Raw genomic sequence first — 20,559 nt, 5'->3', positions numbered from 1 at the left:
GCTTCAGGCGGACAGGCGGCGGGCGATCGCGGGGATGACGATCGCGGCGGCGACCAGGTGCGTCAGCATCAGCAGCGCCTTCGTCGAGGGCGCGGCGTCCGCGATGACGTCCGGCACCAGCGACAGCGCCGTCAACGCCACCGTAGTGCGCACGAACACCCGGCGCGGGCGGGCCGCGAAACGCCGCAGCACCGCGGCGAGCACCAGCCCGACCAGCGAGAACACCGCGGTCAGCGTGGCGAACCCGGGCACCGGGATGGGCGCGCCGGACACGTCCAGGCTGATCCCGGCCGCGTGCCCGGCGGCCGCGACGGTCGCGGTCGCGACGCTGGCCACGGCCGTGGCGGCGGCACCGGCCAGCAGCAGCGAGCGCAGCGACGGCCGGCCGGCGGCGGTGTGCTGGGTGGGGGACTGGGCGGCGGTGTGGGTCGTGGTGCTCATTGCGGCCTCCGGTGCGGTGCGGACCGGCCCTGCGCCGGTCTCTCACCTGGGCTACGAACGCACCCCCGCCCCGATCGACAACCCGGCCGGAACTTTTTCCAGGTTTTCCGCCCGACCGTCCGCTCGGCTCAGCGGCGCAGGTCGTGGCGGCGGTGGACGGTCTTCGCCACCAGGCCCGACGGCAGCAGCCGCCGCAGCGGGAACACGACCGGCGCGTTGCTGCCGACCGCGTAGAACGCCTTCGGCCGGGGCGCCTCGACCGCCTTGACGATCGTCTCGGCGACCCGCTCGGCCGGCACGCCCTTGCTCTCGTTGCGGTCGAGCGCGGCAAGCATCCGCTCGAAGTCCGCCCGGTGCGGCGAGCCCTCCGCCACGTACTTCGTCCGGCGCTCGCTGATCCCCGTGTTGATCGACCCGGGCTCCACCGTCGTGAGCCACACGTTGAACGGTGTGTACTCGTGCCGGGCCCCGTCGCTGAACCCCTTCAACGCGGCCTTCGACGCGACATACGACGAGCGGTAGGCGAGCGGGAACGACGCGAGCATCGACCCGACCATCACCACTCTGCCGTACCGCCGCTCCCGCATCCCGGGCAGGAGCAGCTGGCTCAGGTGGACCGGCCCGAGGACGTTGACCTGGAACAGCCGGCGCAACGCGTCGCCGGGCAGTTCCTCGAACGGACCCGACTGGCTCTCCCCGGCGTTGTTGACCAGCACGTCGACCGGGCCGATAGCGGCGGCCAGGGCCTCGATCGACGCCTCGTCGCCGAGGTCCAGCGGCTCGTATTCGACCCCGTCCAGCCGCTGCTCCCGCTTGAGCGCATCGGGCCGACGGCTGGTGCCGATGACCCGGTAACCCCGGCTGGCGAGCGCGGCGGCGGTGGCCTTCCCGATACCGGACGAGGCCCCGGTGACCAGCGCGGTGCGGTTCATCGCTGCACCATACCGGTCGCCGGGGCCACCGCCGGCGACCTACCAGCGCCGCAGCAGGGCCTGGCCGAAGATCAGGCCGTCGGCGTCGGGTTCGGACACCTTCAGCTGTGCGAGGGTCGCGCCGCCGGCGTCGGTCGCCCGCACCGTCAGGACCGCCGGTGTCTTCGCGGTGATCACGGCCACGCCGTCGACGAGGGGTACCGTCGGCGTGCCGCTGCCGGTGAGCTGCAGCTTGGTGGCGCCCGGCGGGGCGATCACCAGCAGCCGGTCCGACAGGACGAACGGGTCGGCCGGGTCGGGCAGCCGCACCACCACCAGATCGGCCGACGCGGCGACGGCGGTGGTGACGCCTGCCCGGGGGCCGCCGGCCGGTATCGGGTTGCCGCCGCTGTAGTCGAGCGGGCTGTTCGCCACCACCGTGGCGAACACCGGGTGCTCGTCCGTGCCGGTGAGCGCGCAGACCTGCACGCCACCGCCCGGCGCTTCACCGACGACGACCACCGTCGGCTCGGTGGTGCCCGGCGGGGTCCCGCCCCACAGCGCCCGGTGCCGGCTGACCGGCAGTCCCGGCAGCGACCGCCACTCCGCCAGTGCCTGGGTCACCAGCGCCGGGTCGGCCTGGCCGCGTTCGGTCACCGCCGGGCCCGTGAGCGTCGCCGGGGTTGCGATGTCCGACGATCCCTGTTCGACGTCGCGCACGACCCCGCCACAGGTGAACCGCCACCACATGGTGAGGTCCTTGCCCGGGCGCACGACGTGGTCGCCCTGGTCGACCCAGGTGCGGGTGACCGTGCCCGCCTCCTCGAACCGCGCCTCCCGGGAGGTGGCGATCTGGCAGCCCGGCGGTGCCAGCGCCCACACGTACGAGTACGGCGGCCTACCGGTGAGCTCGGCGCCCGCGCTGGAGGCCGTGAACGGGCGCAGACCCTCGACGCCGCCGCCGAACTCGCCACCCGCGAGGGCGGCCGTCGAACTTCCGGGCGGGCCGCCCGAACTGACGGACACGGCATGGGTGTCGTTGTAGTACGCCATCACGTACATCCGCGCCCCGGCGACATCGGCCAGCAGCAGCACCTTCACCCGGTCCAGCGCCGGGTCCACGTTCCAGAACCGCCGATTGGCGGCCAGCTGCCGGGTGAGGTCGGCGACCAGCGCGGTGTCGCCCGCGAGATTGCCGCGGGTCGGCGCGGCCAGCAGCTCGCGGGTCCATTGCGAGGTGATCGGCAACTTCATCGTCTCCCGTGCCGGACCGACCGGCGGCGGCGTCGGGGGGACGTCCGGCGCGGGCCCGCCGGCGGTCGTGAGCGCCCCGCCCGTCAATGTCAGCGCCACGACGGTGGCCAGGACACCCGTCCAGCGCCAGTGCAGGCGGCGGCGACGGCGGGCGAGCAGACGCCGCATCGGATCCTGCGCGGGCCGCATGACGTCCGCCGAGCGGATCAGCTCCGCCCGCAGCCGGTCTTCCACTTCAGTCACTGCCCACTCCTTCGCACCGCAGGGTTCTCCAGGGCCTCCACCGGCTCGCTCAGCAACGTCCGCAGCCGGGCCAGCCCCCGCGACGCCTGGCTCTTCACCGAGCCGACCGAGCACCCCAGCGCGGCGGCCGTATCCGCCTCGGACAGGTCGTCGAAGTAGCGCAGGACCAGCACCGCCCGCATCTGCTTCGGCAGCCGGGCCAGCTCGGCCACGAGGGTCGTCCGGTCGGCCAGCCCACCGGACGGGTCGGACACCACCGTGTCCGGTGGCCGGGCGCTGAGCAGCTCCCGCTGCAGACGCCGCCACAGGCTGATCCGCTGGTTGACCATCGCCCGCCGCAGGTACGCCATCGGATCGTCGACCTCGTCCCACCGCGCCATGACCTTCAACAGGCACGACTGCACCAGGTCCTCGGCGGCGTGCGGCGAACCCGTCAGCAGGTAGGCGGTGCGCGCCAGCTCGGCGTAGCGCACCGCCACGAATTGCGCGAAGCCCTCGATCTCCACACCATCGCCTCTCCCTCATGGCCTGTCACCGCACTGACGCGCCACCCCGTGCGGAGGTTGAAAGCGATCTGGATGATGGCAGTCATGGTGAGGTCGCGTCTCGGATGGCTGGTGCCGGTCGTGGTGGGGTTGGGGCTCGGGGTGGCCTGCGTGTATGCCGACCGGGTCGACGGCACGGCGCGCACGGTGCTGCAGTTCCTTGCCAGCACCGGCTTCGCGTGGGGCTGCGCGGCGTTCGTGGCGGCGTTCCCGGCGCGGACGCGGGCCGGCGCGGCGGCCGCCGCGATCGTGGTCCTGTGCACGGCGACCGGCTGCTACTACCTGCTCAACGCCGGCCGCGCCGGCGACGGGCTGATGACGGCGGCGGCGTACTGGATGCTGCTGTCCGTGGTGGGCGGTGCCGTGCTCGGTGTGCTGGCGCACGTGATCCGCACCGACCGGGCGCCGGTCGCGGCGGCCGCCGCCGGGCTGGCCTGCGGGCTGCTGGCCGGGGCCGGCGTCGACATCGTCGTCAGCCTGCTCGCCGTCGGTGACCACGGGCGGCAGCGGCTCGCCGAAGGGTGCCTGCAGGTCGTCGCGGGGATCGCGGTCACCGCGTGGATGTTCGGCCGGCGGCGGGGTCCGCGGTCGTGGTCGAGGTTCGCCGTCGCGGCCGTCGTGGCGTGCACGGTCAGCGGCCTGGCGTGGGGTGCGGTGGAGTCGGTGCCGGTGATCGGATTCTGACCGCCGCGGCGACGAGGTCCAGCAGGCGGGCGCACCACGCGGTGAACGGTTCCCGGTCGGCGCGGACGGGATGGATGCGGTTGCTCAGCACCGCCACGCCGTAGCCGCGCTCGGGTTCCAGCCAGATCCGGTTGCCGACGAACCCGGACATGCCGTACCCCGCCGGACCGGCGGACGGCCCACCCAGCGCCCGGGTGGGCGTCAGCCACCAGCCGAGGCCGAAGCGCTCGCCGTCGCCGTTCGACGACCACTGCCGGCGGACCGCCCGGTGCAGCTCCGCGGTCGTCACCCGCTCCGCGAGCCAGTCCTGCCCGGTCCGGGCCAGCAGCCCGATCGTCGCGAACGCGCCCGCGTGCCCGGCGACCCCGCCCATCGCCGCGGCGTTCTCGTCGTGCACCTCGCCGGTGATCAACCGGTCCCGCCAGGCGCAGTGCTCGGTCGCCACGGCCGCGCCCGGCAGCGGCGGATACCGCAGGCCGCTCCGCTCCAGCGCGGCGGCCGCCAGGGATCTCCCGGTGAGCGCCTCGACCATGGCGCCGAGCACGACGAAGCTCACGTCGCTGTACACGGCACCCGAGCCGACGGGCCGGTCCAGCCGCGTGCGCAGGGCGGCCTCGACGATCGCGTCGCGTCCCGCCAGGCCGGTGAAGAACGGGACGGTGGCGGGCAGGCCGGCGTCGTAGCTCAGCAGCTGGGCGACGGTCGCGGCGGCGAACGGCGCGTGCCGGGCGGCCGGCCAGGCGGCGTGCAGCGGCTGGTCGAGCCCGATCCGCTGCCGCGCCACCAGGTCGAGCACCTCGGGGACCGTCACGAGGACCTTGGTGAGGCTGGCCAGGTCCCACCAGCTGGCAACCCGAGCGGGCCGGCCGGTGCCGAGGTCCGCGACGCCGTGCACGACCTCGGCGAGCCGCTCGTCCGGGGTGAAGACCACGACCGCGACCGCCGGCATCGGCGCTTCGCGGGCCAGAGCGGTGAGCTGGTCGCCGAGTGACGTCACGGAACCAGTCTCCTCCGTTGCCCGGCCCGGCACTCGGCGACACAATCGGCGGGTGCAGACGGACGGCTCGTCATGGGAAGACCTCACCGCGGCGTTCGCGTCGAGCGGGCTGCCGGTCCCGCCGGTGCCCGACGCGCTGCGGCCGGCGCTGCGGGCGCCGCAGCCGTGGTGCTGGACCACGCGCGACATCGACCCGTTCCAGATGTACCTGTTCGAGCCCGGGTTCCTGGCCGACGTCCTCGCCGGCGGTACCCCTGACTACGTCGCGGTGAGCCACGCGGGCCACGGCGTCAACTCCTACGCCGTCAACTACCACCTCGTGCACGGCCGGCTCGCCGTCATCATGCAGGTCGGGTGGGGCGGCGTGTACACGGACAACGCGGCGGCGGCGCACCGGCTGGGCGAGCTGTGGCAGCGCTGCGACGCGATGCTCGCGCGGGGCGGGCCGGCGGGCGCCGGTCGGGTCGTCTGCGTCTACAGCGGGCTGCGCGGGATCTCGGCGTGCGGGCCGGTCCAGACCGGCGGCGGTGACGTCCACGATTTCCTCGCCGCGCACTGCACCGACGGCACGGCGGCCTTCGACACCGCGGAGCGGCTGATCGGCTGATCGGCGGTGTATCGGTTTTTGTATCACCCGCCGAACCGTCCACGCCGCGCCGGCGGTGTTAGCGTCGCGCTGTCACTGCCGTTGTGCGAAGGGTGTGGGCGGTTTGCCGCTGCGTGAGTCCACGTTCCTCATCTTGGCCGCGCTCGCGGCCGAGCCGCAGCACGGCTACAGCGTGCTGGAGGACGTGCGGCGCATCTCGGAGGACCGGGTTCGCCTGCGGGCCGGCACGCTGTACGGCATCCTCGACCGGCTGCGCGGCGACGGCCTGATCGAGCTGGACCGGGAAGAGGTCGTCGCGTCCCGGCTGCGGCGCTACTACCGGCTCACCACACCGGGTTTCGACCTGCTCAGCGCCGAGACCGACCGCCTGCACCGCAACGCCGCCGCGGCCGACCGCCGGCTGCGGCTGGCGCGGCGCACCGACTGAAGCCCGCGGAGAGCTGCCATGTTTGTCATGTCCGACCAGGTGCGGTTCGAGTTCGCCGGTGACGGGTCCGGGGTCGACGACCTGGCGTGGGGCCAGCAGGAGATCTGGCTCGCCATGGTGCGCCAGCGCAGCTGGATCCCGATCGGCGGCCCGAGCCGGCTCAAGCCCGGCACCACCCTCGACGACATCGTGGACGACCTGCGGTACACGCTCGGCCGGTACCAGAGCATGCGCACGAGACTGCGGTTCGATGCCGACGGGCGGGTCCGCCAGGAGGTGTCGGCCGGCGGCGAGTTCACGATCGAGGTCTACGACGCGCCCGACGACGCCGAGACCTTCGCGTCCGCCCTGTTCGACTGGTACCGCTCGGGCGACCTCGACCACGTCAAGGACTGGCCCGTCAGGGTCGGCGTGGTGCGGCGGCACGGCGAGCTGACGCATCAGGTCACCGTCGCCACGCACCTGGTCACCGACGCCCTCGGCGGCGCCATCATGATGGACGAGGTCACCCGCCGCGAGTCCGCGCCCGTCGCCGGCCTGCAACCACTGGAACAGGCGCGCCGCCAGCGTTCCCCCGCGGGGCAACGCCAGAACGAGGCTGCGCTGCGCTACTGGCGGCGGCAGCTGCGCACCGTGCCCGCCCGTACCGTGCCGGCCTCCACCGACCCGTGCGAACCGCGCTACCGCGAAGGCCTCCTGCACTCCCCGGCGATGCACCTGGCGCTGCGGATCATCGTGGAGCGCCACGGCGTCGACCCGGCGGCGGCGCTGCTCGCGGTGTTCGCGGTGGCCGCCGCCCGGGTGTTCGGCGTCGAGCCGGTGGTGATCCGGCCGATCGTCGGCAACCGGTTCTGGCCGGGCCTCGCCGACGTGGTCAGCCCCGTGAACCAGGCCGGTCTGTGCGTCGTCGACGTTGCCGGCGCACCGTTCCCGGAGGTCCTGGACCGGGTGCGCCGGGCGGTCATGTCGACGTACAAGTACGCCAGCTTCGACCCGCTGCGCCTGGCCGAGGTCGTCGCGGACGTCGAACGCGAACGCGGTGAACCGATCGACCTGTCGGTGCTGTTCAACGACCGCCGCACCGGCGACCGCCTCGACCTGGGCGACGGGGCCACCCCGGAGCTGATGATGGAGGCCCTGGCGCGGACCCGGCTCGACTGGCCGGTGGCCCGCGACAGCCCGCACGAGCCGCTGATGGTCAACGTGGAGGACGCCGTGGACGCGGTCCAGGTCCGCATCGTCTTCGACACCCACCACCTGGCCCCGGCCGTCGCCGAGGCGTGTGTCCTGGCGATGCAACAGGTCGCGGTCGGCGCGGCCCTGTCCTCACCTGCCGTTGAACGCGTCCCGGACGCGACTGAAGAAGCCTGATGGCTCCGACCCTGGCACGGTGGTCTCGTTGCGCAGCTCCGCGAACCGCCGCAGCACCCGCTCCGCCTCGAGGCTCAGGTCGGTGGGCACCTGCACGTCGAACTGGACCATGACGTCACCGGCCTTTCCGGTGGCGCCGAGGCTGCCGTGGCCGCGGAGGCGGGTCTTGGCGTTCGGCTGCGTGCCCGCGGAGATGCTGACCTGCACGTCGCCCTTGGTCGGCGTCCGCACCTCGACGCTCGTGCCGAGCGCGGCCAGGGCCATCGGCACCGCCGCCTGCAGGTGGACGTCCTGTTCGTGCTCGCTGTAGGAGGACGGCACGATGGTGGCCTGCTCCGCCCGGACGCCCACGAACTGCGTGAGCGTCCGGCGCTCGGCGGTGCTGAGATTGGCCGGTGTCCGGATGTCGAGGTGGACGAACAGGTCACCCCGGCCGCGCTCGCGCAGGTGCGGCACGCCCTTGCCGGCGATGCGCAACGTTGATCCCGGCTGGGTACCGCGCTCGACATCGACGGTTTCCTCGCCGTCGAGGGTCTTGATCGTGAACCGGGTGCCGAGGGCCGCCACCGTCATCGGGACGGTGATCCGGCAGTGCAGATCGTCGCCCTTGCGGGAGTACACGTCGTGCGGGCGCTCGTGGATCTCGACGTACAGGTCGCCGGCAGGACCGCCGCCGGGACCGACCTCGCCCTGCCGGGCGAGCCGGACGCGCATGCCGTCCTCGACCCCGGCCGGGATCTTCACGGTCAGCGAGCGGCGGGTGCGGAGCCGGCCGTCCCCGGCACACAGCTTGCACGGATGCGGGATGACGATGCCGAAACCCTGGCACGCCGAGCACGGCCGGGAGTTGTTGACCTGGCCGAGGAACGTGCGTTGCACCGATTGGATCTCGCCTCGGCCGTCACAGACGTCGCAGGTCACCGGGTGGGTGCCGGGTGCGGTGCCGTTGCCGGTGCAGGTGGCGCATACGACCGCGGTGTCGACTGTGATCGGTGCCTCGACGCCGAACGCGGTCTCCTGCAGGTCGAGATCGAGGCGGAGGATCGCGTCGGCGCCCGGCCGGGTCCGCGGGCGCGGCCCGCGGCTGGCGGCGGCACCGAAGAACTCGTCCATGATGTCCTGGAACCCGTCGTGCGGCGCCGCGGACCTGGGCTGATCCTCGTCGGGCGCCGGTTCCTCGGCTGGCGGTGGGTCGGGCACCCTGGCCCGGCCGACGGCTGGCTCCTCCGGCGGCACCGGCGGCTCCGGCGGCACCACGGGCTCGGCGACGGGATCGGGCTCGTCGTCCTGACTGCGGTGGGCCAGCAGGAGGACCTGCCCCGCTGCCAGCACGGCGATGTCGCCCCAGTCGGTGACGGCGAGCGCGCCGACCCGCCCGGTCACCGGCACGACGTCGATCCGCCGCTGCTCCTCGACGTCCCAGACGACCACGGCGCTGTCCTCGGCGGTCGCGGCCAGCAGCCGGTCGCCGACGGTGAAGCACAGCGGGTTGTCGTCGCCGCCGAGGGACACCTGCTCGAACCGATCGCCGAGGGGCGCCACCGCCGGGAAGAGCGGCAGGTCGGTGCGCAGCAGTGAGTCCTCGCCGGAGAAGACGTCGAGGAGTTCGACAATGCCCAGAGGGCCGGCAAGGACCGCGAACAGGCGCCCGGCAACCGAGGTGAGGCTTACGCTCCCGAACGGGAAGGGGCCGGTGACAGTGGTGTGCAGCACGGCGCCCGTCGTGCCGTCGAGCAGCCACATCGAGCTGCCGGCGCAGGCGAGGAGGACCAGCCGGCCGGTGTGGTATCCGAACGCCAGCGCGACGACCGGGGATGCCTCGAGGTGGACCGGCGCGAGCGGTGTGCCCCGGTCGCGGTCGAGCAGGTGCACGTTGCCCGCCCGGTCGCCCACGGCGATCACGTCCGCCCCTTCCGCGCACGCCAGCGCCGTGGCGGCACTGCCGAACGACCAGACCGGCTGCCACGGCGCGGGCGCCTGCCCGGGCGGGTTCGCCAGACGCCAGGCGGCGTCGTGGGCGCCGTGGCGCACCGCGCACAGCGCCAGCAGCTGCCGCCGCTGCAACGGCGTCGGCCCGGCGGCCGCGGCCTCGAGCAGGTCGTCGGCGGTCAACCACGGATGCCCGGCCAGCAGCGGCGCCACGGCCGCGGGGTCGGCGTGGACCAGGAACTCGACCTCGTCGAGCAGCAACGTGTCCTGACCGGCGTCCACCGCGTGCTGGACCGCGTGCCGCAACAGGTACGGCTCCGCGATGTCCCACCGGTGCCCGTCGGTCCCGCTCAACGGCGCGAGCAGCGCGGCCAGCAGCAGCTGCGGATCGGCGGCCCCGGTCTCGGTCCGCTGCACCGGATGCGACCGCAGATGATCCGCGAGGCTCTGATGGAACAGCCGGTACAGCGTCGTGCCGTCCACATCGGTGACCCGCCGCAGGTAGAAGCGGGCGGTGCGCAGCGCCGCCGCGATCTCCTCGGGGGGCGCCTCCTCGGGGTTCGACACCCCGAGGAACGCCCTGGCGGCGTGTCCGATGGTCCTGGCCGGCATGCCGTCGCCCCGAGCGTGCGCGACCGCGGCGAGCACGGGCCGCAGCCACCGCACCCCGGCGCGCACGGTCAGGTCGAGCTCCAGCAGGTCCGGCAGCGTCATGGGTACCCGCCAGCCCAGCTCCGCCGCATCCACCGCCTCCCGGATGGGCGCGTAGCCGGTCACGAGGTGATGGGCGTACAGGCCGGCGACGAGGAACTCGCCCCATTCCCTGCGCCGGGACCGCTCGTCGGGCGACGTGAGCGCGGTCGCGACCGCCGCGGCGAACGTCTGCCGGGCGCCGCTGTAGTCGACCGTGTCGTACGGCTTGTGCCGGCGCAGCAGGTCGCTGACGTAGCTCTCCACGTCGTAGCGGACGGTCTCCGTCGGCACGTCGTCGAGGTCGACGAGCCCGGGGGAGGCGAGCGCGAGCAGCGGCCCGAACCGCTCCCACCGCCGGGTCGCCACCAGCAGCCGGCACGCCGGGCGGCCGTCCGGCCGATCGAGCCGGGCCAGCGGCAGCAGCAGCCGCGACATCACCTGCACCTGGTCGACGGCCTCGTCCAGGGCGTCGAGGACGACGACGGGCGGCTCCGGGCTGCCGGCGATCCCGGCGAGCAGGTCGTCGGTGGCGTGATCGTCGCCGACGGTCAGCGACAGCTGCCGGGCGAGCGAGCGGACCAGGTCGGGCAGGGACCGTTGGCGGGCGTGCACGGCGACGAGCCGCGGGTTGGGTGCGGGGTACTTGTCGACGTGCTCCCAGATCGGCTGCGTCGGGCGCCGCAGCACCGGGTGGGCCGCGCACACGAGCACGCCGAGCAGCGCCGACTTGCCGACGCCGGGGCTGCCGGTGATGACGCGGGTCCGCACGTCGTCGTGGCCGTCGAACCAGGCGGACAGCAACCGCAGCTCCCGGCGGCGGCCCTGGAAGCAGCCGAGGTCGAGCCGGCCCTCGTGGCCGGCGGCGCGTTCCACGAAGTGCGCCGGATCCAGGGTGTCGTCGAGGTCGTCGAGGAACGGCGCGAGCGCCGTGTCGACCCGCGGGCGGGCCTGGACGCGCGGGTCCGTGTAGTGCCGCGGGTTGCGGAAGAACGGCAGCTCCGTGGGTTCGGCGGAGATGTCGACAACGGTGGCGGTGACCTCCTGCGCGTATGCGCCGCGCTCGTCGGTCAGCCGTTGCACCTCGCGGCGGATCTCGCGGGCGACCGTGGCCAGCGGGATGAAGGGCAGCATCGGGTCGATGTCGATGCGGCTGTCGGCGAACGCCCGCAACACGTTGACGACGGCCTCGCTGAAGCGGCCGCTGAAGGCGCCGCGGGTCGGGGCGCACGCCGCGATCACCCAGGCCCGGCTGTCGCCGCCGGCCACGGACATCTGCCAGCTCATCCGGGTGGCGGCGCCGGCGTGGCACAGGTCCAGCAGGAACAGCGTGCGGGGCGATCCCGGGGTGTCCACGATCCTGCGCAGCCAGTGCCCGACGTCGCTCAGGGAGTGGTGCTGGCCGTCGGCGCCGACCGCGTACAGGGCGCCGGTCTCCGACACGTGTCCGTGGGTGAGCAGGTGGACGACGAGGACGCCGTCGGGGCCGAGGTTGGCCGCCGCGGTCCAGATGCCGTCGGCGAGGCGTTCCGCGGTGAGCGCCGCGAGGTCCGGCGGCGTTTCGCACCGGTACCCGAACCGGGCCAGGACCGCTGTCATCGCCTGGACCCGGTCGGTGGCGAAGTCCAGGGGGTCCCACCGGGCGGCGGCTGCCTCCTGTCCCCGTTCCCGCCTGCGGCCGAACCGGCTGATGCCGATGCTCAAGGCCCGCAGGTCACCCGACGGAGGCAATGGCCCCTGCCACGACGCCGCTGTTGAGATACTTCACGACCCGGTGGAAGTCGAACAGGCCGACGGTCTCGCGCAGGTCGGCGTCCACCGCGAACGACCCGGCCAGGGACGACGGCACCGCGACGACGTCGCCCACGTCGGCGACGTTCACCCACCGGCGGACCCGCGGCGGCCGGCGCGGCACGGTGCCGGTGTGCGCCGCGAGCCGGTGCAGGACCACGTCGGGCATGGCCAGGGGCGAGCCGACGGTGAGGAACAGGTCGATCGTGAAGTCGCGGGGCGCGTGCAGCGCCTCATACGCCACGACCGAGCCGAGCGAGTGCGCGACGACGACCTGCGGGCGGTGCGTGGCGACGGCCTGGATCACGGTGTCGCGGGCGGCGTGCCGGGCGGCGCCGTCCTCGTCGCGCAGGTAGGCGTCGACCTCGGTGAGGAACGTCGCGACGAACCACCGCATCAGCCGCGCGTCGAGGCCGAACCGGGCGGCGACCCACTCCGCGAACTGTCGCGCCGGCTGGGTCAGGTACCCCTGCGCGACCTCGGCGGGCGCGCCGAGCGCCTCCGCCCACCGCTGGACCGCCGCGGCGAGCTCCGGCGGCAGCGGCAGGTCCCAGGCCAGGCTCTGCCCGGTCTCGCCGCGCAGGTGCGGCGCGTAGTAGGCGACCCGCAGGTCGACCGCGTCGGCGGGCAACTGCCGGCGCAGCGCGTCGGTCCAGATCCACGCGAGGTCCTCGGCGGCCTGGTCGGCGGTGAGGTCCGGATCGTAGTTGCCCACGCCGTGGACTCCGACGATACGAGGCACCGCAAACCTCCGCCCGCCCGGGAATCCGACCCCGCCATGATAGTGCCGGGCCGCGCCGGATCGACGCGGAGAAACGGCTCGATGGTTGCGGCGGCGTGGTGTAGTCGTCTTGGGACGTTCGGAGGAGCATGCCGGTCGAGACGCACCAGCCGCAGCGGCGGTGGCCGTTCGTGGCCCGCGACGTGGAGCGGGCCGCGGTGAGAGGCGCGATCGGTGCGGTCGAGGCCGGTGGGGCCCTCGTCATCGGACCGGCGGGGATCGGCAAGAGCCGCCTCGCCGACGAGGTCGTCACCGCGCGGGGCGGCGGCCGGGTGCTGCGGGTGCATGCCTCCGAGGCGGGCCGGGACGTGCCGCTGGGTGCCTTCGCGCGTTGGAGCTCGTCGCGGACGCGGGCCGTCGACGACGCCGGTGGTGCGGTGGCGGCCGTGGTGCGGGCCCTGACCGCCGAGTCGGACCCCGACGTCCGAGCGGTCCTGCTCGTCGACGACATCGACCTGCTCGACCCGCTGTCGGCGCTGGTCGTCCACCAGATCGTCGCCGGTGGGCTGCTCGACGTCATCGCCACCCTGCGCTCCGGGCAACCCGCCCCGGACTTCGTCAGGACCGGCCGGCTGACCAGGGTCGACCTGGAACCGCTCGGGCCGGCGGCGATCAGCGCGCTGCTCGCCGCGGTGCTGGACGGGCCGGTCTCCAGCATCACTGTCGCGTTCATCCAGCGGGTCTCCGCCGGCAACCCGCTCTACGTGCGGGAGCTGCTCGGCGACGCGCTGGAGACCGGCGCGCTCGCCGTCGTCGACGGGCTGTGGCACCTGCGGCCGGCGCAGACGGCGTCGCAGCGGCTCACGGACCTGCTCGACGCGCGGCTGCGCAGCACCACCCCGGCGGAGCGGCGGGCCCTGGAGCTGCTTGCCCTCGCCGGGCAGCTCGGCCTGAGCTGGCTGCACGAGCTGTGCGACCCGGAGGCGGTCGAGTCCCTGGAGCGGCGCGGGCTGATCGTGGTCCGCCGCGACGGGCACCGGTTACCGGCGGGGCTGGCGCATCCGCTGTACGGGGAGATCCTGCGCGCCACCCTGCCCGCGTCCGCGCGGTTGCGATACAGCCGGACCCTCGCCGACCTGTACGAGCGGACCGGTGCCCGGCGCGCCGACGACCTGCTGCGCTGGGCGGTGTGGCGGCTCACCGGCGGTGGCGGGTTCGACCCGGCGTGGATGACGGAGGCGGCGCGCCGGGCGACGCTGCTGCGGGCCGGCGCCGGGCTGCGGGAACGTCTCGCCCGGCACGCCTGGCAGGCGACCGGCGCCGTCGAGGCGGGGCTGCTGGTGTGCGCGGCCCAGTTCGACGACGGCCGGTTCGCCGACGGGTACCGGACCCTCGACCGGCTCGCCGCGACCGTCGACTCCGACGAGGGCCGGGCCGGGGTCGCCCTGACCCGCGCGTTCTACCTCGGCTGGGGTGCCGGCCGCCTCGACGAGGCCCTCGAGGTCCTGGAGGTCGCCGGGGCCGGCGTCGACGGTCCGGTCTGGCGGGCGGAGCTGGCCGCGCAGCGCGGCATGCTGCTGGCCGCGTCCGGGGCGCCGACCGAGGCCCTCGCGCTGCTGGAGCCGCTCGTCGAGGACGGCAGACCCGACGAGCTGCGGGCCGCCGCGGCCGGAGGCATGGCGTTCATGATGGCGGGGCGGTTCCCGGAGGCGATGCGGCTGTCCCGCCGGGCGTACCAACTGATCGCCGAGGCCGACCGGGAGCACCGCGACAGCGGCGTCCTGCCGGGCCTGGCCGGGTTGTGCGTGCGGGTCATCACCGACGCCGGCCACCCCGCCGAGGCCCGCGACTTCGGCGGCGCGGCGTTGCGGGCCGCGGCCGCCACCGGCGACGCGCACGGGCTCGCCTGGATCACCGCCGGGCTCGCGTCCCTCGAACTGCCCGCCGGTGACCTGGACCGGGCCCGCCGGCACGCGGTCGAGGCCGCCGCCTACTTCCGGCAGGTCAACTCGCCGATCGGGCTCGGCTGGGTGCTCGCGATCGGGTTGCTCGTCGCCGTGCACCAGGGCGACAGCGCCCGGGCCGCGGTGCTGCGCGCCGAACTCGCCTCGACCCGGCCCGAGCTGCGCCAGGTCCGGATGTACCACTACGAGATCGACCGGGCCGTCGCCTGGCACACCGCGCACACCGGCGACCCGCACGGGGCGTGCGTGACCCTCGCGGAGCGGGCCCGGCACTGGGCCGGGCGCGGCGCCGTCATGCCCGTCGTCGTGATCTGCAACGACCTCGCCCGGCTCGGCCGTCCCGACCTGGCCGCCGCCGTGCTGGCCGGGGTGACGGTGCCGGACGGATGGCCGCTGGGCGCGGCCATCCAGGCGTTCGTCGGAGGCGGGGACCCGGAGGCGGCCGCGGAGCGGTTCCTGCGCCTCGGATTCACCGTGTACGCCGCCGACGCGATGGCTGCCGCCGCCGTCGCGGCCGGCGGGGCGACCCGCGACCCGGCCCGCGTCGCCGCGGCCGCCGCCGCGCTCGCCGCGCGGTGCCCGGGGCTGCACACGCCGCTGCTGGCCCGGGCCGGCACCGGGGACCGGCTCACCCGGCGGGAACGCGAGGTCGCGCTGCTCGCCGCCCGGGGGCTGAGCAACCGGGACATCGCCGAGCGGCTCACCGTCTCCGGCCGTACCGTGGAGAACCACCTCGCCCGTGTATATCTCAAGCTCGGCGTCCATGGCCGCGAGGGCCTCGCGGCCGCCCTGAGTATGCCCACCGCGGAAAACTGAGCACCGTCCACTCATGACGCCGCAGGGCCCACCGGGCACCTTGGAAGCGTTTCCACGGGGTTCCATACGTGTTACGCACCACGTGGTGCGGGGGAGGTGGCCGTCGTCGCCACGTTCGGGCAGGTCATCAAGCACCGGCGGCGCGCACTCGACATGACGCAGCGGGACCTGGCCAACCAGGTCGGCTACTCGGTGGTCACGATCCGCAAGGTCGAGACCGACGAGCGCCGCCCCTCCCGCGAGCTTGCCGAACGCCTCGCCCACTGCCTGCGCATCGACCCGGAGCAGCAGGGCGCGTTCGTCGGGCTCGGCCGCCATGCCATGCCCGCCACCCGGTCGAACCTGCCGGCGCCGCTGACCCGGCTGATCGGCCGGGACGCCGAGGTCGAGCTGGTCCGCGGCACCGTCCTGCAACGCAGCATCCGCATCGTCACCCTGGTCGGTCCGCCCGGGATCGGCAAGAGCCGGCTCAGCGTCGAGGTGGCCGGCGACCTGCGGGCGGTGTTCCCCGACGGCGTCTGCTTCGTCGCGTTCGCCCCCGTCGGCGACGAGGCCCTGGTCGTGCCCACGCTCGCCACGGCGCTCGGCGTGCGGGAGGTCGCCGGCACTCCACTCGTCGACGTGCTCGTCGACCACCTCCGCGACCGCCGGCTCCTGCTGCTGCTCGACGACTGCGAGCACCTGCTCGGCGCGGCCCGGCTGTTCGCGGAGCTGCTCACCGCCTGCCCCGAGCTGCGGATCCTCGCCACCAGCCGGGCGCCGCTGCACATCCGCGGTGAGCGGCTCATCCCGGTCCCGCCGCTCGCCCTGCCCAGCGCCCGCACCGCCGCGACCGCCGCCGCCGTCGCGCGGTCCGCCGCCGTCGAACTGTTCGTCGAACGCGCCGGCGCGGTCGACCCGGCGTTCGCGCTGACCGACGCCAACGCCGGCGACGTCGCCGCGATCTGCGGCGGCGTCGACGGCCTCCCCCTGGCGATCGAGCTCGTCGCCGCCCGGGTCGCGCTGCTGTCCACGGCCGCGATCCTGGCCCGGCTCAACCACCGCCTGGCGCTGCTCACCGACGGACCGCGGGACCTGCCCGAGCGCCAGCAGACGCTGCGCCGCACCATCGACTGGAGCTACAACCTGCTCGAGCCCGCGGAGCAGCTGCTGTTCGCCCGGCTCGCCGTGTTCACCGGCGGGTTCTGCCTGCCGGCCGCGGAGGCGGTGCTGGACCTCGACGCGGCCGCGGTCCTCGACGGCGTCACCGGACTCGTGGACAAGAACCTGCTCCGGCAGGAGGTCCGCGCCGACGGCGAACGCTACGCCGACTTCCTCGAGATGATCCGCGAATACGCCCTGGAGCGGCTCGCCGCATCCGGCGAACGGGACCAGGTCCGGGCCCGGCACGCCCGCTACTACCTGGCCCTCGCCGAGCAGGAGACCGACCTGGACCGGCTCGGCATCGAGCACAACAACCTGCGTGGCGCCCTCGAGTGGCACATCCAGCGCGACGACGCCGACGCCGGGCTGCGCCTGGTCGCCGCGCTGTGGAAGTTCTGGCACATCCGCTCGCACCACACGGAGGCCAGCCGCTGGGTTACCCTCGTCATGCACCTGTCCGGCGAGCACGACCCGGCCGTGCGCGCCAACGTGCTCAACGGCGCCGGCTGGATCGCCGTGGATCGCAACGACCACCTGTGGGCGAAGGCGTGCTTCGACGAGAGCCTGGCGCTGTTCCGCAGGCTCGGCGACCCGCGCGGCATCGCCGAGGCGCTGCACGGCGTCGGCGCGATGCTGCAGGCATCCGGCCGCAGCGCCGAAGCCCTCGCGCTGTTCGAGGAGAGCCTGCTGCTGTTCCGCGGCCTCGACGACACCGAGGGCATCGCTTGGACCCTGGACCACCTCGGCCAGAGCCGCCTCGGCCTGCCCGACCCGGCCGGCGCCGAGGCGCTGTTCGACGCGAGCCGCGCCCTGTTCCGGCGGCTCGGGCACGCCTGGGGCTGCGCCATCACCCTGTCCCACCTGGGCCTCGCCGACCTGGCCCAGGGCGGGCACGTCCGGGCCGCGGAGCGCTTCGGCGAGGCCCTCGGCCTGTTCGACGAACTCGCCAACACGTGGGGGATCGCGACCTCCTTCGAGCACCTCGGCCACGCCGCGCTCGCCGCCGGCGACACCGCCCGGGCCCGCGACTGCTTCCGCCGCAGCCTGGAGCTCAACCAGGCCGGCGCGGACCGGGCCGGCATCGTGCGATCCCTGGCCGGCCTGGCCAGCCTCGCCGTGGTGCAACGGCAGGCGGCGCGGGCGGCCCGGTTGTTCGGCGCCCTCGCGCTGCTCGCCGAGTCCAGCACCGTGCTCATGAACCCGGTGGAGCGGGCCATCCACGACCGCGACCTCGCCGTCGTGCACCGCGACCTCGACCACGAGGCGATGACCCGGGCCTGGGCGCAGGGCGCGAGGATGAGCCTGACCGAGGCGATGGCGTACGCCGCCGAGGGCGGGACGTGAAAGGGCGGGTGCCGGCCTCCCAACGCCGACACCCGCCAGTCATTACTCCTTACGGTCCGGTGCAGAACCCGACGTTGCTCGTCGTCTGACCCGGCTGCAGGATCTTGTTCCACGGGTTCACGGGGTCGGCGTGCACGTTCGTCGCCGTCGCGCCCTGCTGGGTCAGCACCATGTTCCAGGTCTGGCTGACGTGCTGCCCGGCCGGGATCGCGAAGGTCGTGAACCACTCCTTCGCGGTGCCGGTGTTGTTGGTGACGTACACGTCGGCGCAGTAGCCACCCTGGCTGATCGGCCGTACCCCGGGCGCGCGCACCACCACGGTCGTCGGCAGCGACGGCGTCTCACCGCACGACAGCACCAGGTCCAGGTTCGTCACCGGCGGCAGGTTCACCGCGACCTGCTTGACGGCGGAGTCGACGTACGGCTGGGTCGTGCCCGGCTGGGTGCAGCCGGCCTTCGCCACGCGGACCTTGTACCAGCCCGGTGATACGTCCCAGCGGTAGAAGCCGTACCCGTTGGTGATCGACGGGTTCACCCGGTTGCGCGGCGACATGATCGTCGTGCTGCCGTTGGGCACCACCGTGTACGTGCCGTTCTGCGTGGCCGAACGGTACAGCGTCACCGTCGCCCCGCTCACCGCCGCGCCCGCGGTGTTGAACACCCGCCCGCTCGGGTCGATGAACAGGTTGCCGGTGCTGGTGAACGTCTGCCCGCCGCACGTGATCGCGATGATCACCTGCGCCTCGTCGTGCAGGACGTAGCCGGCGTTCGGATTTCGCAGCGGCCCGACGCCGGTCGCGGTGTAGGTGCCGGACCCGGTGTCGGTGAGGTTGCCGCTGAGCGTGAACCCTTCCGTCGGCGGGGTCGTCGCGTAGTTGCGTCCGACGATCTTCCAGGTGGCGCTCGTCGACGGGGTGCAGCCGGTGGCGTTGATGACGAACACGTCGTCCCAGTGCACCAGCGGCGTGCCGTCGGCGGTCGCCCGGCCGCCGGTGTTGATCCCGCCGCTGACCGCGACCGGGTTCACGCTGAACTTCGTCGTGGCGATCGTCGAGGCCTGCGGCAGGTTCCAGATCTCGAAGCCCGCCTGCACCGACGTCAGCCACCAGCGCATCTCCAGGCAGGTGGTCTGCTCCGGGGTGATGGGTGAGCCGGGATCGGTGGCGCAGTAGATGCCCATGTCGTCGAGGCTGGCGGCGTACTTGGTGAAGATGTGGCTGTCGAAGCCGCCGTTGGCCGCGACCGACTGCGGCACCGCCGGGTCACCGACGAGCCCGGTGCCCTTCGTGCGGGCGACGAACGAGATGACGTTCCACCGCACGCCGTTGTCGAAGCTGCGCACCCGGCCGCCCCACACGTCGAAGGTGGTCGCCGTCGACACGCCGTTGACGATGGTACGGATGCCGGGGATGGACACGTTGACCAGCAGCGGCTGACCGGCCGGCTGGATCTTCCCGGCGTGCGCCGCGTAGCTGGCCGGGTTCTGCGCGTCGGCCGCGTTGGCGTTGTTGTAGCCCTGGTTGTTGACCCAGATCATGATCTCGGCGCCGTCGTTCTGCCCGGGGTTGTTGAGCGCCGCCGGGTTCGTCGGCAGGGTGCTGCCCTGGTTCGCGCAGCCGGTCGGCTGCGGCCGGCAGTTCGAGTCGAACCAGATGTCGTAGGACGCGTCCCACGCCTCGTTCGTCCCGGCCGTGGCCGGGGTGCTGATGTTCCACACCGAGTCCATCCGGGCGACCCCGGCGGCCTGCTTCGGGAACGGCGCACCCGGCGGTGTCGTGGCCGTCGGCGCGCACTCACCCCAGTGGCAGCCGGCGATGATGCTCGGGTAGGCCGCCGGCGCGTGGATCTGGTGGCTGAACTCGTTCGCGGTGCCGGTCGTGTGGTTGACCCCGTCCGCGGGCGGCTGCTGCGCCACGAACGGCGCCGTGCCACCGGTCGTCGCGTACTGGTCCCGGACGCCGCTGTTCGGGTTGATCCACGGGTCTCCGGCGCCGGCCCAGTCGCAGTTCGGGTCGAAGGAGTCCGCGCCGTTCGTGCACGCCGGTCCGGTGTTGGCGTCGGAGCCGAAGTAGGAGTTGGCGGTGTAGTTGGTGACCGAGAACCCGGACTGCGCCGTGTCGTAGTTCATCGTGAACCCGCCGCTGACCGCCGGGTTCCACAGGTTCGTCGCGACCCGGTAGACGCCCTCGGGCGAGGTGACGGTGGCGCCCGTGTAGCGGTTGCCGCCGCCGTTGTACGTCGCCGTCGGGGTGAACGACGCGGGTGCGGCCTGGGCGGCGGCGGGCGGCAGGACGGCGGCCACCAGGGCGAGGAGCCCGGTGCCCGCCAGCAGTGCTCGCCGTCGGAGTGTTGCCACGTGCATGCGATGCCTCCAGATGTCGGTGTACATCGATTGAGTCACCGCCCGCCACGGCCAGATAGGTGACCGCGTGCTACCGCTGGCGATACAACCGGCGATACAGCCGGTCGATCGGTTGTGACAGGGCTGCGCCAGAAGCTGTCGATGCGTGTGGGATTTTGGGGAATCGATGACCGCTTTTGCTTGACAACCTCCTGCAAAGGATTGCAGACTCCCATGACAACGATGACAGACGAGAGCGCGAACGGGAGCGAAGCGAGCGTGGGGGGTGTGGGGTGGGAACCCCCCACGGAACCGCTGGCGAAGCCGACGGAGCTAGAAA

General features: G+C 73.7%; 14 protein-coding genes and 2 pseudogenes. 6 read left to right on the top strand and 10 right to left on the bottom strand.

The genetic code is table 11. The features are described 5' to 3' along the window. Positions 1 to 3: 3 nt before the first annotated feature. From Dsi01nite_RS29800 to Dsi01nite_RS29785, 4 genes are all read right to left on the bottom strand, one after another. Complete coding sequence (locus Dsi01nite_RS29800; RefSeq protein ID WP_203849618.1) at positions 4 to 441, bottom strand: DUF6069 family protein; 438 nt, start codon at positions 439 to 441, stop codon at positions 4 to 6. Positions 442 to 569: 128 nt separating this feature from the next. After that, complete coding sequence (locus Dsi01nite_RS29795) at positions 570 to 1,373, bottom strand: SDR family oxidoreductase (protein WP_203849617.1); 804 nt, start codon at positions 1,371 to 1,373, stop codon at positions 570 to 572. A 39-nt stretch (positions 1,374 to 1,412) separates the two neighbouring features. Continuing rightward, entirely contained in the window at positions 1,413 to 2,849 is a 1,437-nt protein-coding gene (locus tag Dsi01nite_RS29790) for a hypothetical protein (protein WP_203849616.1), read from the bottom strand. Then, complete coding sequence (locus tag Dsi01nite_RS29785) at positions 2,846 to 3,355, bottom strand: SigE family RNA polymerase sigma factor (RefSeq protein ID WP_203849615.1); 510 nt, start codon at positions 3,353 to 3,355, stop codon at positions 2,846 to 2,848. The genes Dsi01nite_RS29790 and Dsi01nite_RS29785 overlap by 4 nt, the downstream gene beginning before the upstream one ends. A gap of 84 nt (positions 3,356 to 3,439) precedes the next feature. Between Dsi01nite_RS29785 and Dsi01nite_RS29780 the strand changes: the two genes are divergently transcribed. Beyond that, positions 3,440 to 4,078, top strand: coding sequence for a DUF6518 family protein (locus Dsi01nite_RS29780; RefSeq protein WP_203849614.1), 639 nt, complete (start codon positions 3,440 to 3,442; stop codon positions 4,076 to 4,078). Here the strand turns inward: Dsi01nite_RS29780 and Dsi01nite_RS29775 are convergent. Then, positions 4,026 to 5,075, bottom strand: a complete 1,050-nt coding sequence (locus tag Dsi01nite_RS29775; RefSeq protein WP_203849613.1) for a serine hydrolase domain-containing protein — start codon at positions 5,073 to 5,075, stop codon at positions 4,026 to 4,028. The genes Dsi01nite_RS29780 and Dsi01nite_RS29775 overlap by 53 nt on opposite strands. Before the next feature lie 52 nt (positions 5,076 to 5,127). On the opposite strand from Dsi01nite_RS29775, the gene Dsi01nite_RS29770 reads away from it, so the two are divergent. The 3 genes from Dsi01nite_RS29770 to Dsi01nite_RS29760 all read left to right on the top strand — a co-directional run bounded on the left by Dsi01nite_RS29770 (position 5,128) and on the right by Dsi01nite_RS29760 (position 7,480). After that, positions 5,128 to 5,682, top strand: a complete 555-nt coding sequence (locus Dsi01nite_RS29770; protein ID WP_203849612.1) for a hypothetical protein — start codon at positions 5,128 to 5,130, stop codon at positions 5,680 to 5,682. Positions 5,683 to 5,776: 94 nt separating this feature from the next. Beyond that, positions 5,777 to 6,109 carry a PadR family transcriptional regulator gene (locus tag Dsi01nite_RS29765; protein WP_203849611.1) on the top strand — a complete coding sequence of 111 codons (333 nt, stop codon included), beginning with the start codon at positions 5,777 to 5,779 and terminating at the stop codon, positions 6,107 to 6,109. A gap of 27 nt (positions 6,110 to 6,136) precedes the next feature. Next, positions 6,137 to 7,480 (top strand): condensation domain-containing protein, encoded by a 1,344-nt coding sequence (locus tag Dsi01nite_RS29760; RefSeq protein ID WP_203849610.1) that lies wholly within the window; start codon positions 6,137 to 6,139, stop codon positions 7,478 to 7,480. Here Dsi01nite_RS29760 and Dsi01nite_RS59280 read toward each other — a convergent pair. The 4 genes and pseudogenes from Dsi01nite_RS59280 to Dsi01nite_RS29750 form a co-directional block, all read right to left on the bottom strand. Further along, positions 7,436 to 7,591: a hypothetical protein gene (locus Dsi01nite_RS59280; protein WP_505661194.1), complete on the bottom strand. Its 156-nt coding sequence runs from the start codon at positions 7,589 to 7,591 to the stop codon at positions 7,436 to 7,438. The two genes, Dsi01nite_RS29760 and Dsi01nite_RS59280, sit on opposite strands and share 45 nt — an antisense overlap. Beyond that, positions 7,577 to 7,780, bottom strand: a pseudogene (locus Dsi01nite_RS59275) (DnaJ C-terminal domain-containing protein); the annotation flags it as partial. The gene Dsi01nite_RS59280 and the pseudogene Dsi01nite_RS59275, both read right to left, overlap by 15 nt. 30 nt (positions 7,781 to 7,810) lie before the next feature. Further along, positions 7,811 to 8,681 (bottom strand): annotated as a pseudogene (locus Dsi01nite_RS57585) (DnaJ C-terminal domain-containing protein); the annotation flags it as partial. 3,132 nt (positions 8,682 to 11,813) lie between these two features. Continuing rightward, positions 11,814 to 12,605: a hypothetical protein gene (locus tag Dsi01nite_RS29750; RefSeq protein ID WP_203849608.1), complete on the bottom strand. Its 792-nt coding sequence runs from the start codon at positions 12,603 to 12,605 to the stop codon at positions 11,814 to 11,816. Between the two features lie 155 nt (positions 12,606 to 12,760). Here Dsi01nite_RS29750 and Dsi01nite_RS29745 point away from each other — a divergent pair, with 155 nt between their 5' ends. Further along, on the top strand, positions 12,761 to 15,391 hold the full coding sequence (locus tag Dsi01nite_RS29745) for a helix-turn-helix transcriptional regulator (protein ID WP_203849607.1): 2,631 nt from the start codon (positions 12,761 to 12,763) through the stop codon (positions 15,389 to 15,391). A gap of 96 nt (positions 15,392 to 15,487) precedes the next feature. Further along, complete coding sequence (locus Dsi01nite_RS29740; protein WP_203849606.1) at positions 15,488 to 17,878, top strand: ATP-binding protein; 2,391 nt, start codon at positions 15,488 to 15,490, stop codon at positions 17,876 to 17,878. A gap of 49 nt (positions 17,879 to 17,927) precedes the next feature. Here the strand turns inward: Dsi01nite_RS29740 and Dsi01nite_RS29735 are convergent, their stop codons facing one another. Further along, complete coding sequence (locus Dsi01nite_RS29735) at positions 17,928 to 20,234, bottom strand: cellulose binding domain-containing protein (protein ID WP_203849605.1); 2,307 nt, start codon at positions 20,232 to 20,234, stop codon at positions 17,928 to 17,930. Between the last annotated feature and the right edge of the window lie 325 nt (positions 20,235 to 20,559).

Origin of the sequence: Dactylosporangium siamense (assembly GCF_016862795.1) — a bacterium.
GTDB classification, from domain to species: Bacteria; Actinomycetota; Actinomycetes; order Mycobacteriales; family Micromonosporaceae; genus Dactylosporangium; species Dactylosporangium siamense.
Note: the sequence above shows the minus strand (reverse complement) of the source record. Positions and strands in the feature narration are given on the sequence as shown.